Here is a 17391-nt window from a genome sequence, read left to right as displayed (position 1 = left end):
GGAAGAGTCTTGCGAAACCTGGCTATGGGCCGGCGCGAATGAAGTTTTCGCGCCTTCGCCTTCTCGGCTTCAAATCCTTCGTCGAACCCGGCGAGTTCGTCATCGAACGCGGCCTGACCGGCATCGTCGGGCCGAACGGCTGCGGCAAGTCGAACCTGGTCGAGGCGCTGCGCTGGGTTATGGGCGAAAGCTCCTACAAGAACATGCGTGCGTCCGGCATGGACGACGTCATCTTTTCCGGGTCGGGAACGCGTCCGGCCCGTAACACCGCCGAAGTCACGCTGTTCCTTGACAATAGCGACCGCACCGCGCCGTCCGCCTTCAACGACGCCGACGAGTTGCAGGTCTCGCGCCGCATCGAGCGCGAGGCCGGCTCGCTCTACCGCATCAACGGCAAGGAAGCCCGCGCCAAGGATGTGCAGCTGCTGTTCGCCGATCAGTCGACCGGCGCCCGCTCGCCCTCGATGGTCGGCCAAGGCCGCATCGGCGAGCTGATCCAGGCAAAGCCGCAGGCGCGCCGCGCGCTGCTGGAAGAGGCGGCCGGCATTTCCGGCCTGCATACGCGCCGCCACGAAGCCGAGCTGCGGCTGAAGGCGGCGGAACAGAACCTCGAACGGCTGGACGACGTCGTCGGCGAGCTGGAAAGCCAGATCGAAAGCCTGAAACGCCAGGCCCGCCAAGCCTCGCGCTTCAAGAACCTGTCGGCCGACATCCGCAAGGCCGAAGCGATGCTGCTGCATCTGCGTTGGACGCTAGCCAAGACGCAGGAAGGCGAAGCGCGTTCGGCACTGGCGATTGCCACGGCGCTGGTCGGCGACCGTGCCGCCGCCCAGATGGCTGTTGCCAGGGAACAAGGTATCAACACCCACCGACTGCCGGACCTGCGCGATGCGGAAGCCGCCGCCGCCGCCGCCTTCCAGCGTCTGTCGATCGCCAAGGCTCAGATCGAGGAAGAGGCAGGCCGCATCCGCGCCCGCCAGGCAGAACTCGACCGCCGACTGCAACAGCTCGATAGCGACCTTGCCCGCGAGGAGCGCATGGTCCGCGACAATGCGGATATCCTCGAACGCCTCGCCGCCGAAGAAGCCGCGCTCAATGTCGAAAACGCCGGCGCCGCCGAGCGCGAAGCCAGCACCCGCGCGGCTTTCGAGCAGGCGGCATTGACGCTTGCCTCGAGCGAGGCCAGGCTCGCCGCGCTGACCGCCGAACGGGCGGAGGCCGCCGCCTCGCGCAACCAGACTGAACGGACGCTGCGCGACACCGCTGAGCGCCGCGACCGCTTTGCCCGCCAGCTTGCCGACGTCGACCGCGAATTGTCGGAGATTGTCTCCAGGGTCGCCGGCCTGCCCGACCCCGCCGAGAAGCGGCTGCTGGTCGATCAGGCGCTGGTGCTGCTCCAAGAGGCCGAGGCAGCCGCCATTGCCGCCGAACAGGCGGTCGCCGAGGCGCGTGCAGGCGAAAGTGCTGGCCGCCCACCGGTTCAGGACGCAAAGGCCGAGCTAGCGCGGATCGAAACCGAGGCCCGCACGCTGGCCAAGATCCTCAACGCCGCCAGCGGCGATCTATTTCCCTCGGTGCTGGAGCAGATCAGCGTCGAGCGCGGCTACGAGACGGCACTGGGTGCAGCACTTGGCGAAGATCTTGATGTGCCGCTCGACCGCAGCGCGCCGGTGCATTGGGGCCAGAGCGAAATCCAGCCCGCCGACGCCGCATTGCCTGAAGGAATAAGGAGCCTCGCCACTGTCGTGCGCGCGCCGGCGCAGCTGGCCCGCAGGCTGGCCCAGATCGGCATTGTCGAAGCCGCCGACGGAAGAAGGCTGCAGACGCTGCTTGCTCCCGGTCAACGATTGGTCAGCCGCGAAGGCGCGCTGTGGCGCTGGGACGGCTTCACCGCCAGCGCCGATGCACCGACCCCCGCCGCGCAGCGGCTGGCGCAAAAAAACCGGCTGGCCGAACTCGATGCTGAAGCAGTCCAAGCCACGCGCACCCTGCGCGAAGCCGAACAGGCTCTTGCGCAGACCGAACAGGCGCTTGCCCAGGCGAGCGAGGCCGAACGCAATGCCCGACAGGCCGGGCGCGACGCCCAGCACGGGCTGGAAGCTGCCCGCAACACGCTGGCCGACGCCGAAAAAGCCGGCGGCGAACTGTCAAGCCGGCGCGCCGCACTTGACGAGGCGCGCGCGCGCATCGTCGACAGCCATGAGGAAACGGCGGCGGCATTCGTCGAGGCGGAAATGCTGCTGCAGGACGCGCCCGATCTCGGCGATCTGCAGCGCCAGATCGAGCAGTCGGCGGCCAACGTCGCCGCCGACCGCGCCGCCCTTGCCGATGCGCGTGCCGTTCACGAGGGCCTGAGGCGGGAAGCCGAGGCACGTGCGCGCCGGCTCGATGCCATCGGCTCTGAACGGCGCAACTGGGTGGAGCGCGCCGAAAACGCCTCGACACAGATCGCAGCGCTCGGCGAACGCAAGGCAGAGGCCGAGGCCGAGCGCGAAAGGCTGGCCGACGCCCCCGACGAGATCGACGCCAAGCGGCGCGCCTTGCTGTCGCAGCTCGCCGAGGCCGAAAGCCTGCGCAAGGCAGCGGGCGACCGCTTGCAGGAAGCGGAGAACCGGCAGTCCGAGCTGGACAAGGCTGCGACTGCTGCCATCCAGTCGCTGGCCGAGGCGCGCGAATCCCGCGTTCGCGCCGAAGAGCGGCTGACCGCCGCCGACGAGCGTCGGCTGGAAGTCGAGGCGCGCATCCAGGAAACGCTGAACACGCCGCCGCATCTGGTGATCCGCCACACCGGCCTCGAACCCGACAGCCCGATGCCGGAAATCGCCGAGATCGAGCGTCAGCTCGACCGGCTGAAGATCGAGCGCGAACGGCTGGGCGCCGTCAATTTGCGCGCCGAGGAAGAGCAGAAGGAATTGTCGGACCGGCTGGAGGCCATCGTTTCCGAGCGCGACGACATCATCGAGGCGATCCGCAAGCTGCGGCAGGCGATCCATAGCCTGAACCGCGAAGGCCGCGAGCGGCTGCTCGCTGCCTTCGAGGTGGTCAACGGCCATTTTCAACGGCTGTTTTCGCATCTGTTCGGCGGCGGCACCGCCGAGCTGCAATTGATCGAGTCCGACGATCCGCTCGAAGCAGGGCTCGAGATCCTGGCGCGACCGCCCGGCAAGAAGCCGCAGACGATGACGCTGCTGTCCGGCGGCGAGCAGGCATTGACCGCGATGTCGCTGATCTTCGCCGTGTTCCTGACCAACCCGGCGCCGATCTGCGTGCTCGACGAAGTCGACGCGCCGCTCGACGACCACAACGTCGAACGCTTCTGCAATCTGATGGACGAAATGGCCGCAACCACCGAGACACGCTTCGTCATCATCACACACAACCCGATTACCATGGCGCGCATGGACCGGCTGTTCGGGGTGACCATGGCCGAGCAAGGCGTCAGCCAACTGGTGTCGGTCGACCTGCAGGCGGCCGAAGCCATGCGCGAGGCAAGCTGACGCATCAGCTTAATGGTGGTCTCCACCTCGGCTTTCGACTATAGCACGACGAAATGGGCCGGATCTGCCGCTCCCGATACCGGTCCGCTATGCGCGTGGAGAAGCTTGTTGCCTATACTTGTCACCGGAGCCGCGGGGTTCATTGGCAGTCACGTTTGCCACCATCTGCTCGACCGGGGAGAGGCAGTCGTCGGCGTCGACAACATGAACGACTATTACGACCTGGCGCTCAAAAAGGGGCGGCTTGCCCGCCTTCTGCCCCATAAGGATTTTTCGTTCCACCAGATCGATATTGCCGAACAGGGCGCGCTTGCGGCCGCTTTGGCCGGGCAAGGCATCGTCAGGATCGTGCACCTTGCCGCGCAGGCGGGCGTGCGCCACTCACTCGACAATCCGCGGCTCTATATCCGCTCCAATGTGATGGGCCACCTTGAAGTGCTTGAATTCTGTCGCGCCGAACCCGCATTCGAGCATCTGGTCTATGCCTCGTCGAGCTCGGTGTATGGCGGCAACCGCAGCGTGCCGTTCGGCGAAGCCGATCAGGTCGACAAGCCCGTTTCGCTTTACGCTGCCACCAAGAAAACCGATGAGTTGATGAGCCACACCTACGCCCATCTGTTCGGCATACCGCAGACCGGCCTGCGGTTTTTCACGGTCTACGGTCCCTGGGGCCGCCCCGACATGGCCTATTGGATGTTCACAGAGGCGATACTCGAGGGCAAGCCGATCCGGGTGTTCAACAATGGCGAAATGTGGCGCGATTTCACCTACATAGACGATGTTGTGAAGGCGGTTGTCGCCGTGCTCGATAAGCCGCCGACGGCTGACGTTCCGCCGAACAGGCTGTACAATGTCGGCAACAACCGGCCGGTGCGGCTGGGCGACTTCATCGACATTCTGGAAAGGCTGCTCGAGGTCAAGGCAATCCGCCACAACGAGCCGATGCAGGCGAGCGACGTCGAGAAGACTTACGCCGACATGACCGCGCTGGAGCGGGACTTCGGCTTCAGGCCTAGCGTTTCGATAGAGGACGGACTGAAGAAGTTTGTCGATTGGTACCGGCCGTACTCGAAGCAGTGATTTGCACCGCTCGCCGTGAGGCCTTCAAGCGCTACATCTGGGGTGGGCACAGGTCGGTCCGCAAAAGCATCATTTTGTCCTAACATCCTGTTAACCATATGCTCGCTGAAAGGTATTCGATTAACCTTTGAGGCGCTTATGACCGCTATGTTTCGTGGCTTGCTGTTCAGTATGAGCTGTGTGGATGTGCGGATTCGGGGGCTATTTCGGTTCAGTCCGGGATGCGGAAGCTTTGCTTGCGCGCATGACGTCGGCGATCGCCCATCGCGGACCGGATGAGCAAGGGAAATTCGTAGCGCCCGAGGCTGGACTTGGGCATGCGCGGCTGTCGGTGATCGGGATTGGTGACGGCCAGCAGCCGATGTCCGACGAGACCGGCAATTTGACGATTGCGTTCAACGGCGAGATTTTCAATTACGTGGAATTGCGCGAAGGGCTGTTGGCCAAGGGCCGACGATTCCGCACGGCGAGCGACACAGAAGTTCTCCTGCAGCTGTATGATGAAATGGGCGAAGACTGCCTGTCGCTCCTGAACGGTGATTTCGCCTTCGCGATTTGGGATAACCGGCGGCGGCGAATGGTGCTTGCAAGAGACCGCATGGGTGTTCGGCCGCTGTTCCATACCAGCAAGGACGGGGTGCTCTACTTTGCGTCGGAGATAAAAGCCCTGCTGAGGGTACCCGGCATCTCGGCCGAAATCGATCCAATTGCACTTGACCAGATCTTTACGCTGTGGGCGCCGATCGCTCCACGCACGGCTTTCCGCAACATCCACGAGCTGGAGCCGGCAAGCGTGATGATCGCCACGCAGGGGCAAGTCACGGTCAAACCATACTGGCACCTGGACTATGCGTATCCGGATACGCCATCGAAGATCACCAATGAGGACGACGCGGCCGGGGAACTGCAGGCCCTTTTGACCGACGCGGTGAGGCTTCGCATGCGCGCCGACGTGCCGGTCGGTTCTTACCTTTCGGGCGGGCTAGACTCATCCCTCGTTTCGGCACTCGCGGCCGGCATGACTCCTCTTAAGCTGCAGACATTTTCCGTGACGTTCGACAGCGCTGAGCATGACGAAAGCGCCTTCCAGACCGAAATGGCGTCAGCACTCGGCACGCGCCATCGAACCATAGCCTGCCGTGCCGGCGACATCGCCGGTGTATTTCCCGAAGTCATCCGCTTTACCGAGCGGCCGATCATCCGCACCGCCCCGGCGCCCCTCTATCAACTGTCCGGCCTCGTTCGCCAGGCTGGTTTGAAAGTAGTGCTGACAGGCGAAGGCGCCGACGAGGTCTTTGCCGGCTATGATGTCTTCAAGGAAGCGCGGGTTCGCCGTTTCTGTGCACGACAGCCAGCATCGCGCATAAGGCCACAGCTGTTCCGTAAGCTTTATCCCTATCTGCCGGGCCTGCAACAGCAGTCCGTGGAGTACCTGGCTGCGTTCTTCGGCACAGGCGGCGCTACGCTGGAAGATCCGCTGTTCTCGCATCGGCCGCGCTTCAAGACCACATCAGCGGCCAAGATGTTCTTCTCCGGTGACCTGCGCGCGACATTAAAGGGCTATGACGCAGCCGAGGAACTGGCCAGCCGGTTGCCTGAGGCGTTTTCCCGGTGGCATCCGCTGCATCAGGCGCAATATCTCGAAACCCGCTTTCTCCTGCCGGGCTACATCCTCTCCAGCCAGGGCGATCGCATGGCAATGGCGCACGGTATCGAGGGGCGGTTCCCCTTCCTTGACCATCGCCTGGTGGAGTTTGCGGCAAGGCTTCCGCCGGAGATGAAGCTGAAGGGACTGGTGGAAAAACACATACTGCGCAAAGCTGCCAAGCACCTGCTTCCGACGGCCATCCGCGAGCGCACCAAGCAGCCTTACCGGGCGCCGGAAGCGCGCTCCTTCGTTGGAGCCGGAGAACTGGACTACGTACGCGACTCGCTCAGCGAAGCGAGCATCGCCGCCGGAGGGCTATTCAACGCCAAGGCGGTGGCGAACCTGCACGAGAAATGCCGCTTGCAGCCAGCGTCCGGATTCCGCGACAATGCGGCTTTCGTCGGCATTTTGTCGACGCAACTGTGGCAGAGGATTTTCACCGGCGAAAAGTTCGGTGCAGCACGAGCGGCCTGAGAAATCGAGGGAATGAAAAAATCATGGTAGCAATCAAGAACAAGGTCAAAACCTTTATCGTCGACAACTTCCTGTTCGGCGACTCGTCCTACGAGCTTGCAGACACCGCATCACTGATCGAGAACGGCATCATCGACTCGACGGCCGTGTTGGAGCTCGTCGCCTTCATAGAGGATGATTTCGGCATAGCGATGGTCGATGCCGACATCGTACCGGCCAATCTGGATTCGATTGACCGTATCTCAGCCTTCATCAAGGCGAAAGCAGAAGCGCTGGCAGCATAAGCGCCATCGGCGAGGAGCGTCCGTGCGGATCGAACATTTTCTGACGGCGAAGGCCGCTGCCCATCCAGCCAAAACGGCATTGATCACCGAGCACAAAAGGCTGTGCTACGAAGAGCTGGACGATCTCTCGAGCCGCCTGGCCGCCGCCCTTTTCATGAACGGCGTCAGGCGCGACGACCGGGTGCTGATCTTCATGGACAATTGCTGGGAGGCTGCGGTTTCGATTTTCGCAGTTCTTAAAGCGGGCGCGACTTTCAGTCCGATCAACGCATCCACCAAGGCCGAAAAGCTGGCCTACATCATCGCCGATTGCGGCGCGGCCGCGATCCTCACGCAAGCAAAACTGATGCCCGTGGTCGCCGAGGCGTCCGGATCCTCCGGCAAGACGTCCTCCGGCAAGACCGGCATCTTCGTGGCTTCCACCGTTGCTGCTAATAACCAATGCCCGGCAGGAGCTACATCCCTGGCGGATTGCTTGACGTTCCAAGCCAGGGAGATTGACCATCGCGGCATTGACGTCGATCTTGCGATGTTGATCTACACCTCCGGCTCGACTGGCCGGCCCAAGGGTGTGATGATGACGCACCGCAATTGCGAAGCGGCCGCCGACTCCATCACCACTTATTTGCGCAACTCGCCCGACGACATCATCTTGAATGTTCTGCCGCTCGCTTTCGACTACGGCCTCTATCAATTGCTGATGGCTGTCAGGCTTGGCGCCACGCTCGTGCTTGAGAAGTCTTTCGCTTTTCCCCAGGCGGTCTTTGAGCGCATCCGCCAGGAAGGCGTCACCGGGCTTCCGCTCGTGCCCACGATGGCAGCGATGATCCTGCAGATGAGGGACCTAGCGCCGGGCTTCCTGCCCAGCCTCCGCTATATTTCCAACACGGCGGCTGCCTTGCCGCCGCCTCACATAGAACGCCTTCGGTTCCTTTTCCCTGGTGTCAGGCTCTATTCGATGTATGGCCTGACGGAATGCAAGCGCTGCACCTATCTGCCGCCCGAGGAACTCGACCGCCGGCCGGGCTCGGTCGGAATAGCCATTCCGAATACCGAAGCCTTTGTCGTCGACGACCAGGGGCAACGGGTGCCGCCGGGCGTAGCAGGTGAGCTGGTCATTCGCGGGCCGCACGTCATGCAGGGTTATTGGCGAAACGAAGCCGCGACGGCACAAGCCCTGCTCCCGGGTCCGAACCCTTGGGAGAAGGTTCTCTACACCGGCGATCTGTTTAGGACCGACCAGGAAGGCTTTCTTTATTTCGTCGGCCGCAAGGACGACATCATAAAGTCGCGTGGAGAGAAGGTGGCGCCCAAGGAAGTGGAAGCCGTGCTTCACGCTCATCCGGGCATCGCGGAAGCGGTGGTTGTCGGTGTGCCGGATCCCGTGCTCGGGCATGCGATCGGCGCAGTTATCGTACGGTCTGACCTGGCGCTTAGCGAAAAGGATATCTTACGCTACTGTGCACGCCACCTTGAGGACTTCATGGTCCCCAAGGTCATCGAGTTCCGCCGCGAGCTGCCGAAGACCGATACCGGCAAGGTCAGCCGTCGGCTTGCCGCAGAAACCATGGAGGCCGCGCAATGAATGTTCGCCCGACCGAGGATGCGCGGATTTTTCTGGCGCAGGGTCTGGAGATCGACCTGGCCACCGAAACGGACCGTATCGTAACGACCTTGCGCCAGCAGGTGCGCGGGCTTCGCAAGCGGGGCCTTGTGCTCGGTCTTTCGGGCGGGATCGATTCGAGCGTCTCGGTCGCGTTGGCGGCGCGAGCCGTCGGCCCCAAGAATGTGCTTTGCCTGTTCATGCCGGAAAGCGATTCCGATCCTGAAAGCCTGCGGCTCGGCCGCCTCGTCGCCGAAACTTTCGGTGTCGAGGCTGTGACGGAGGATATCGGGCCGATCCTGCGCGCTATGGGCTGCTACAAGCGTCGGGACGCCTTTATCCGCGAATTGGTCCCGGAATACGGCGAAGGCTGGGCCTCGAAGATCGTGATCGCGAACGCGCTCGAGGGCGGGGGTTACAACATCTCATCCCTGGTGGTGCAGGATCCGGAAGGCAAGCAGACGAAACTGAGAATGCCGCTGCCTGTCTATCTCGGCGTCGTCGCGGCTACCAATATGAAACAGCGCACCCGCAAGCAGATTGAATACTATCATGCCGATCGCTTGAACTTCGCCGTTCTTGGAACGCCGAACCGGCTGGAATACGATCAGGGTTTCTTCGTGAAGAACGGTGACGGCGCCGCGGACGTCAAGCCGATCGCCCACCTCTACAAAACGCAGGTCTATGCGCTTGCGGCCCATCTCGGTGTTCCGGAGGAAATCCTTAACCGGCCTCCGACCACCGATACCTACTCGCTGGCGCAGACGCAGGAGGAGTTCTACTTCTCGCTTCCTTATGACCGTATGGATCTTTGCCTTTACGGTCTCAACAACGGCATGGCGGCTGAGGTGGTGGGGCAGGCGGCGGGGTTGGCCGCCACACAAGTCGAACGCATCTGGGCCGATATCATCGCCAAACGCAAAGCGACGCGTTATCTGCACCAGCGCCCGCAACTCGTTGATGACGTCGAGGAAATCGGTACCTGACAAACAGGTAGAGCGGTGTGCACAGTTGAATGCGTCCCGTTTTAGCTGAAACGGCTGCCGATCAGCCGACTCCACTGCTCGCCCGCGAGCCCGTTCAGGAAGGCTTGCGAGTTCTTCATGGCGTCCAAAAGCTCTGGATCGCGTGAATGCACCACCGTTGAGGCAACGGTCAGGAAAGCGATGCGTCGTCCAAGCATCGCCTCTAGAAGTGCAGGCTGAATACGTCCGCGCAGGCCGCTGACGCCGCGCGCGGCGGCATGATCGATCAGGCAATCTATCACGGAGCCCGCCTGGCCGGGGAGGGCGAGGATCTGCAGCACGCGACCGATTTCATACTTCCGTGCGTAATAGGCGAAAGCACCGACATTGGTGCCGACTGGCGACGTCACACAAACGTAGACAAGCTCGCCCAGATCCGGCTTTTGTGCCGCATCGGTCAGGATGTGGTCGAGTTGGTCTTCCGTCCAGTCCGGCCGCAGGGTGAATTGAGCGGTAAACGGCTCGATGAGCTTGGCGAATGCGTGGCTGTCGATTTCGGATGTACGAAATGCTCCGTGGCCTGCCCCATCCACCGCCACACCCGACCAGCGTCGTTCGCTGGACGTCATCCTCCTGCAGTAAAATCGGTCGACTGTACGCGCCAACGGATTTAGCATTCGGGCAAGCGCCATGCGATTGGCGGAAAGGCCGAGCATGAAGGCCGCCGGTCGCATCACGCGGACCCAGTCAAGGCTGTATTGCGGCAGGACCACGCCGCGCAGCCGGGTCCACAATTTCACGGAGATATCGTTGGCCGTCTCGCTGAAGGAGATGTCCTGCGGACCATCCAGGTAAGCTTTCAGCAAGCGGGCGCCGGCCAGCGGATCGTGCTCGTGGTCCTCGACCATGAGCGAGCTACAGATGGCGGCGCGTAGTTGTCGGCCGTTGAACGTCATCGGCAGCACGTGGACACCGACAAATCCGGAGACGCGACCGGCGTCGTTGACGTGGACAAGCGACCGGAGGTCGTCTCCGCAACCGGGCGCATCCAGATAAAACCGTTTCATGTATTCCACGAGAGAGGCCGGCGCTTTGGTCCTTTCCTTCAACAGCACGCGCTGAAACATGTTCGCGACTGCCGGGAGGTCGGCGCCTTGCAAGGCGCGAATGACGCTCAAGCCCGGCTCCCGCCACCAAAGTCCCGTCCACCGAGCTTCCGGGCCAAGGCGACGCGAGGCACGAGAACATCGGACGCGAGTTCCAACTCGACGCCCATGAAGCGGTGCAACCTCGGCCAGTTGCGATCGCTCCGATGACCGAACGGAGTGCTGAATTGCTGCGGCAAGGTGGACCCTTTGCTTGATCGACGAAAAACCGGCGTCATTGCTGCTAGCAGATTCAGGTAAACCGATATTAAAGTCGTTGCTTTGAATGGTAGCGAACCAGGTTGTCCGGCCTCATACCTGGACATCAGCAATTTTGGTTCCTGGCGGACTCTACACGACCAGCGGCATGAGTTGCGTGCTCCGCGCCGAACCGTTTCGGCTGGCCAAAGTTTCGTGTGGCGGCTCTTGACTGGGGGCGCCGGCGTAATACGGTGAGGACAAATACCGGCTCTGGCCGCCGGGCGGCAAGAATGCCTCGTATGCCTCGCCTTGCGGCGGTGGCTGCGGGGCATTGTCATTTTGAGGCTTTGCTTGAAACGGCATATCGAGATCGGCATTCTCTATTCGCGGTCCGGCAACTACCGGCTGGTGTCCGAATCCTGCCGTGCGGGTGCGATGAACGCCATCGCCGACGTCAACGCCGATCCCGCTATCCCATTCGAATTTATCCCGGTCGAGCGCGACCCGCAGGGCAACATCGATCGGTATGCAAGCGGCTGCGCGGACATTCTCGCCAACAGCGGCGCGCGTCACATCATTGGCTGCGTCACCTCGTGGAGCCGCAAGGAGGTCATTCCAATCCTGGAAAGGGCAGGCGGCACGCTGTGGTACGCCTGCCCGTACGAGGGCTTCGAAGCCAACGAGCATGTCGTCTACACGCACGCCTGCCCCAATCAGCATCTCGTACCGCTGCTTGCCTATGTCGTGCCTCGTTTCGGCGCCGACGGCTTCCTGCTCGGTTCCAACTACATCTGGGGTTGGGAGACCAACCGCGTGGCGCGCGACCTGATTGCGGACGCCGGCGGCAAGGTGCTGGGCGAACGCTATCTGCCGCTCGGCGAGGTCGATGTTGCGCGGCTGATCGCGGAGATACAGGCGACGAGACCTGATTTCATTCTGAACAATCTCATCGGCCCTTCTTCCTATGCGTTTATCGCCGCCTACGCCGAGCTTGGCCGGCGCGACCCGCATTTCAGGCCGGAGCGTTGCCCGATCCTGTCCTGCAATCTCACGGAATGCGAATTGCCGGCGCTCAACGGGGCAGGCGATGGTCATCTTTCCGTTGGGCCCTATTTTCACGACACCTCGGGGGCGGATCGCGGAGCGGCTTCAGTGTCTTCCGTCATGCCTGCCTCATCCTTCGAGGCGGCGGCTTATGCCTCGGTGCGCACGCTCGCCGAGATCCTCACCCGCAACCCCGGTGCACAATGGACGGACCTTCCCAAGGTCTTTGCCGGAACATCATTTCGAACACCGCTGGGCGACATCGCCATCGACCCGCAAACCCAGCACGCTACCTTGCCGGTGCAGATCGGACGTATCGATGGAACATCGTTCAAAACGGTCACTCTGACGAAGGGCGTGGCACCCGATCCCTACCTTTCCCGCTATGACCGGACGGAGACGTTCGGGCGGCCACGCCTGCGGGTGGTGTCGTGAGCAAGATGGCGCGTATCCCGAACCTTGGAGGCGCCAGGGCTTTTGTCCTGCATCGTCCACATCCGACCGTGCAGGCGATCACAAGGCAATTGTCGGCCATCGGCCTTGAGGCGATTGGCTTCTGGCCGGAACTGCCGGCCGAAGCCTTGGCGGCGGACTTCGTTTTCTTCGACGTCGACCTCGGCTTTGACGAGCAATTTCCGTGGAAGCCGGGCGAGGCACCGATGCCGCTGATAGCGCTGATCGGCTCCGAGGCGCCGGGGCGTGTCGAATGGGCACTGTCGCACAAGGCCGATGCCCAATTGCTGAAACCGGTCGGCAATGCCGGCGTCTATAGCGCGCTTTTGATCGCAAGGCAGAGTTTCGAGGCTCGCAAGCTTCTGGCCAGCGAGATCGCCTCGCTTCGTCAGCGCGTCGCGGAGCGCCAGACCATCGTACGCGCCGTGGAGGTCTTGTCGAAGGGCGCCGAGGACGGCCGCGCCTATGCGCAGCTCCGCTCGCTGGCGATGAGCTGGCAAATCAGCGTCGAGGACGCCGCGCGCAGGATCGTGGCGATGACACAAAAAGAAGGCGACGATGACCAATCCGATCGCGCCTGAGCTCTCAGCCGCCGGGCGCATGCCGACCAGGCCTCGCGCCGGCGTCTGGCGACGTCTGCTAAAACGGCCTCTCGCTTTGCTCGGCCTCGGGATTATTGCCCTTGTCTTGGCCGGCGCTTTTCTTGCACCGTGGCTGACAGGCTACGATCCGAACGAGCAGATGTTCGACGGGCTCACGCTTGAAGGCGCGCCACTGCCGCCGGGCGCCCAGTTCTGGCTGGGCACCGACCTGCTTGGTCGCGACCTGCTGACCCGTCTCCTCTTCGGCGCGCGCACGTCGCTGATCATCGGCATCGTCGCCAATGGCGTGGCGCTTCTGATCGGCACGCTGGTCGGCATCACCGCCGGCTATTTCCGCGGCTGGATCGGCAGCGCGCTTATGCGCTTCACCGATTTGATGATGGCCTTCCCGGCGCTGCTGCTCGCCATCTGCCTGGCGGCGGTGCTCCAGCCGAGCCTGTGGATCGTCGCCATGGTGATCGCATTGGTGAACTGGGTGCAGACCGCCCGCGTCATCTACACCGAGACAAGTTCGCTCGCCGAGCGCGAGTTCATCGATGCCGAGCGCACTATCGGCGCAAGCGCCCCACGCATCCTGTTTCGCCATATCCTGCCGCACCTTTTGCCGACGATCATCGTCTGGGGCACGCTCGGCATCTCGACGACTGTGCTTCTGGAAGCGACGCTCAGCTATCTCGGCATCGGCGTGCAACCGCCGACTGCTTCCTGGGGCAACATCATCTTCGAAAACCAGACCTATTTCCAGGCAGCGCCCTGGCTGGTTTTCTTTCCGGGTGGGGCGATCCTGGCGCTGGCGCTGGCCTTTAACCTGGTCGGCGATGCCCTGCGCGACATCCTCGATCCGACGCAAAGGGGGCGGGCATGATCGCCTATCTCGGCCGTCGCGTTGTCCAGTCCGTGCTCATCTTGCTCGGCGTCTCTCTGATCACCTTTGCGTTGCTCTATCTGCTGCCCGCCGATCCTGTCCGCCAGATCGCCGGCCGCAGCGCCACGCCCGAGACAGTCGAGAACATCCGCCGGCAGCTCGGCCTCGACCAGCCCTTTGTCGTCCAGTACTGGCACTACCTGACCAGCCTGCTCAGCGGCGATCTGGGGCGCTCCTACATTCAGCGCTCGGAGGTCACGGAGCTGATCGTCTCGCGGCTGCCGGCAAGCCTGCTGCTGATGGTCGGCGCCATTGCTTGCGAAGTCGTGATCGGGCTGACGATGGGCCTCATCGCCGCCGTCAAGCGTGGCACCGCAACCGACCAGTCGCTGATGGTCGCCTCCTTCGTCGGCGTCTCGGCGCCGCAATTCGTCGTCGGCCTGCTGCTGCTTTATGTGTTCGCGGTGCGGCTCGGTTGGTTCCCGATCGGCGGTTACGGCACCTGGCGTCATCTGGTGCTGCCATCGCTGACTATGGGAATTCTCGGCGCCGGCTGGTACGCCCGAATGATGCGCTCGTCGATGATCGACGTGCTGCGCCAGGATTACGTGCGTACCGCGCGTGCCAAGGGTCTTGCACGCAGCGCCATTATCTTCCGTCACGCGCTGCCCAACGCCATCCTGCCGGTCATCGCCATGATCGGCATCGACATCGGCATCTTCATGGGCGGCATCGTGGTTGTCGAAAGCGTGTTCGGCTGGCCAGGCATCGGCCAGCTAGCCTGGCAGGCCATTCAGCGCATCGATATTCCGATCATCATGGGGGTCACACTGGTTTCGGCCTTTGCCATCGTGCTCGGCAATCTCCTAGCCGACACCGTCGCACCGTTCATCGATCCACGCATCAAGCTCAGATGAAAACCAAGAAAACCAGAGAAAAGGAACATGACATGAGAAAATATCTGATATCGACCGTGGCGGCATCGGCGCTTGCGCTGGTGCTTGGCATGACAAGCGTACGCGCCGAAGACGCCGTCGATCCGAATGCCAAGCAGGGCGGCGCGATCACCATCACCTACAAGGACGACGTCGCCACGCTCGATCCAGCCATCGGCTATGACTGGCAGAACTGGTCGATGATCAAGAGCCTGTTCGACGGGCTGATGGACTACGAGCCGGGCACCACCAACCTGCGGCCCGACCTTGCCGAGAGCTACGAGATTGCGCCCGACGGCAAGACCTTCACCTTCAAGCTGCGCCACGGAGTGAAGTTCCACAATGGCCGCGAGATGACCGCCGACGACGTGAAATATTCGCTCGACCGGGTCACCAATCCAAAGACACAGAGCCCGGGTGCCGGCTTCTTCGGCTCGATCAAAGGCTATGACGATGTCGCTGCCGGCAAGGCGGAAGGCCTGGCGGGCATAACCGTCGTCGATCCCTACACGATCAAGTTCGAGCTGACCCGGCCCGACGCCACCTTCCTGCATGTCATGGCGATCAACTTCTCGCATGTCGTGCCGAAGGAAGAGGTCGAAAAATACGGCGCGGACTTCGGCAAACATCCGGTCGGCACCGGCGCCTTCAAGCTCGCGGAATGGACGCTCGGCCAGCGCGTGGTCTTCGAGCGCAACCCGGATTACTGGCAGAAGGGCCTGCCGCATCTCGACAAGGTCACCTTTGAGATCGGCCAGGAGCCGATAGTGGCGCTGCTGCGGCTCCAGAAAGGCGAGATCGACGTTCCCGGCGACGGCATTCCGCCGGCGAAATTCCAGGAGGTGATGGCCGATCCCGAGCAGAAGGCCCGTGTCGTCGAGGGCGGCCAGTTACACACCGGCTATATCACCATGAATACCACCATGGCGCCCTTCGACAATGTGAAGGTGCGGCAGGCGGTCAACATGGCGATCAACAAGGACCGCATCGTCCAGCTGATCAACAACCGCGCGGTGCCGGCCAATCAGCCGTTGCCGCCGTCGATGCCCGGCTACGACAAGGAATTCAAGGGCTATCCCTATGACGTGGCCAAGGCCAAGGCCTTGCTTGCCGAGACCGGTCATCCCGGTGGTTTTGAAACGCAGCTGTTTGCCATGAACACCGATCCCAACCCGCGCATCGCGCAGGCGATCCAGCAGGATCTGGCGGCGGTCGGCATCAAGGCCAGCATCCAGTCGCTTGCGCAGGCCAACGTCATCGCCGCCGGCGGCGACAAGGCCGGCGCGCCGATGATCTGGTCCGGCGGCATGGCCTGGATCGCCGACTTCCCCGATCCGTCGAACTTCTACGGCCCGATTCTCGGCTGCGCTGGTGCCGTCCCAGGCGGCTGGAATTGGTCGTGGTATTGCAACAAGGAGCTCGACGCCAAGGCAGCCGAAGCCGACTCCATCGTCGACCCGGCCAAGGCTGGCGAACGCGCCAAGATGTGGAGCGAGATCTACGGCAAGATCATGGAAGACGCGCCCTGGGCACCGGTGTTCAACGAGCAGCGTTTCACCATGAAATCAGCCCGCATGGGTGGCGCCGACAACCTCTATGTCGACCCGGTCCACATCCCGATCAACTACGACAATGTGTATGTGACCGATGTGCAATAACTGCGACTACACCATCCACGGGCGCCACCATCATTTCGGCTGGGACAATTCCTTTGTCCCGGCCGAACGGGTCGCGCCAGGGTCGACGATCGAGTTCCAGTGCCTGGACTCGTCCGGCGGGCAGCTGACGATGGAGAGCGCCGTCGACGACGTTGCTTTGCTCGACTTCGCCAAGGTGAACCCGGTTACTGGGCCAATCTATGTCGACGGGGCAGAGCCGGGCGATGCCCTGAAAATCACCATCGAGGCGTTCAAGCCGTCCGGCTTCGGTTGGACGGCGAATATCCCGGGATTCGGTCTGTTGGCGGATGACTTCACTCAACCGGCACTGAATATCTGGAAGTACGACGCCGCCTCGCTCGAACCGGCGCTGTTCGGCAAGAGCGGCCGGGTGCCGCTCAAGCCCTTCGCCGGCACCATCGGCAATGCCCCGGCTGAGCCGGGTCTGCATTCGGTGGTCCCGCCGCGGCGCGTGGGCGGCAATCTGGACATCCGCGATCTTGCTGCCGGCACGGTGCTCTACCTTCCCGTGGAGGTCGCGGGAGCGTTGTTCTCGGTCGGCGACACGCACGCCGCGCAAGGCGACGGCGAGGTCTGCGGCACGGCGATCGAGAGCCCCATGAACGCCGTGCTGACGCTCGATCTGGTCAAGGATGCCCGGCTGCGGACGCCGCGTTTCACGACGCTCGGTCCGGTGTCGCGACATCTCGACGCCAAGGGCTATGAGGTGACAACCGGTATCGGGCCGGATCTGATGGGCGGCGCCAGGAGTGCCGTCTCGCAGATGATCGACCTGCTCTCCGGCCGCCACCGCTTGGATCCGGTAGACGCCTATATGCTCGTGTCGGTTTGCGGCGACCTGCGCATCAGTGAGATCGTCGACATGCCCAACTGGGTGGTTTCTTTCTACTTCCCCCGCTGCGTCTTTGAATGAGGG

13 protein-coding genes are annotated in these 17391 nt (G+C 62.7%); 12 read left to right on the top strand and 1 reads right to left on the bottom strand.

Annotated features, from left to right (window positions below):
- Positions 1–38 precede the first annotated feature (38 nt).
- The 6 genes from smc to nadE all read left to right on the top strand — a co-directional run bounded on the left by smc (position 39) and on the right by nadE (position 9572).
- Positions 39–3497 carry a chromosome segregation protein SMC gene (gene smc / locus AC0L2P_RS16345; RefSeq protein WP_473502352.1) on the top strand — a complete coding sequence of 1153 codons (3459 nt, stop codon included), beginning with the start codon at positions 39–41 and terminating at the stop codon, positions 3495–3497.
- Positions 3498–3605: 108 nt separating this feature from the next.
- Positions 3606–4577, top strand: a complete 972-nt coding sequence (locus tag AC0L2P_RS16340) for an NAD-dependent epimerase/dehydratase family protein (RefSeq protein WP_473502351.1) — start codon at positions 3606–3608, stop codon at positions 4575–4577.
- 184 nt (positions 4578–4761) lie between these two features.
- Positions 4762–6699: an asparagine synthase (glutamine-hydrolyzing) gene (gene asnB, locus AC0L2P_RS16335; protein WP_473502350.1), complete on the top strand. Its 1938-nt coding sequence runs from the start codon at positions 4762–4764 to the stop codon at positions 6697–6699.
- Between the two features lie 20 nt (positions 6700–6719).
- Positions 6720–6983 carry an acyl carrier protein gene (locus AC0L2P_RS16330; RefSeq protein ID WP_473502396.1) on the top strand — a complete coding sequence of 88 codons (264 nt, stop codon included), beginning with the start codon at positions 6720–6722 and terminating at the stop codon, positions 6981–6983.
- Positions 6984–7005: 22 nt separating this feature from the next.
- Entirely contained in the window at positions 7006–8568 is a 1563-nt protein-coding gene (locus tag AC0L2P_RS16325) for a class I adenylate-forming enzyme family protein (protein ID WP_473502349.1), read from the top strand.
- A complete protein-coding gene (gene nadE, locus AC0L2P_RS16320) occupies positions 8565–9572 on the top strand; it encodes an NAD(+) synthase (protein WP_473502348.1) in 1008 nt (335 codons plus the stop codon). The genes AC0L2P_RS16325 and nadE overlap by 4 nt, the downstream gene beginning before the upstream one ends.
- 41 nt (positions 9573–9613) lie before the next feature.
- Here nadE and AC0L2P_RS16315 read toward each other — a convergent pair whose 3' ends face one another.
- Positions 9614–10729, bottom strand: a complete 1116-nt coding sequence (locus AC0L2P_RS16315) for a hypothetical protein (protein ID WP_473502347.1) — start codon at positions 10727–10729, stop codon at positions 9614–9616.
- A gap of 519 nt (positions 10730–11248) precedes the next feature.
- Between AC0L2P_RS16315 and AC0L2P_RS16310 the strand changes: the two genes are divergently transcribed.
- The 6 genes from AC0L2P_RS16310 to AC0L2P_RS16285 are packed head-to-tail and all read left to right on the top strand — an operon-like array spanning position 11249 to position 17388.
- Complete coding sequence (locus AC0L2P_RS16310; protein WP_473502346.1) at positions 11249–12376, top strand: transporter substrate-binding protein; 1128 nt, start codon at positions 11249–11251, stop codon at positions 12374–12376.
- Complete coding sequence (locus AC0L2P_RS16305; RefSeq protein ID WP_352716477.1) at positions 12373–12975, top strand: ANTAR domain-containing response regulator; 603 nt, start codon at positions 12373–12375, stop codon at positions 12973–12975. Before AC0L2P_RS16310 ends, AC0L2P_RS16305 begins: the two co-directional genes overlap by 4 nt.
- Before the next feature lie 19 nt (positions 12976–12994).
- The gene (locus tag AC0L2P_RS16300) at positions 12995–13861 is read left to right on the top strand and encodes an ABC transporter permease (RefSeq protein WP_473502395.1); all 867 of its coding nucleotides are present in this window, start codon (positions 12995–12997) and stop codon (positions 13859–13861) included.
- Positions 13858–14778, top strand: coding sequence for an ABC transporter permease (locus AC0L2P_RS16295; protein WP_352489639.1), 921 nt, complete (start codon positions 13858–13860; stop codon positions 14776–14778). Before AC0L2P_RS16300 ends, AC0L2P_RS16295 begins: the two co-directional genes overlap by 4 nt.
- Before the next feature lie 32 nt (positions 14779–14810).
- Entirely contained in the window at positions 14811–16454 is a 1644-nt protein-coding gene (locus tag AC0L2P_RS16290; protein ID WP_473502345.1) for an ABC transporter substrate-binding protein, read from the top strand.
- Complete coding sequence (locus AC0L2P_RS16285; protein WP_473502344.1) at positions 16444–17388, top strand: acetamidase/formamidase family protein; 945 nt, start codon at positions 16444–16446, stop codon at positions 17386–17388. Before AC0L2P_RS16290 ends, AC0L2P_RS16285 begins: the two co-directional genes overlap by 11 nt.
- The last annotated feature ends 3 nt before the right edge of the window (positions 17389–17391 follow it).

The sequence above is a fragment of the Mesorhizobium sp. WSM4836 genome (assembly GCF_055811815.1).
This window is presented reverse-complemented; position numbering and strand designations above follow the sequence as displayed.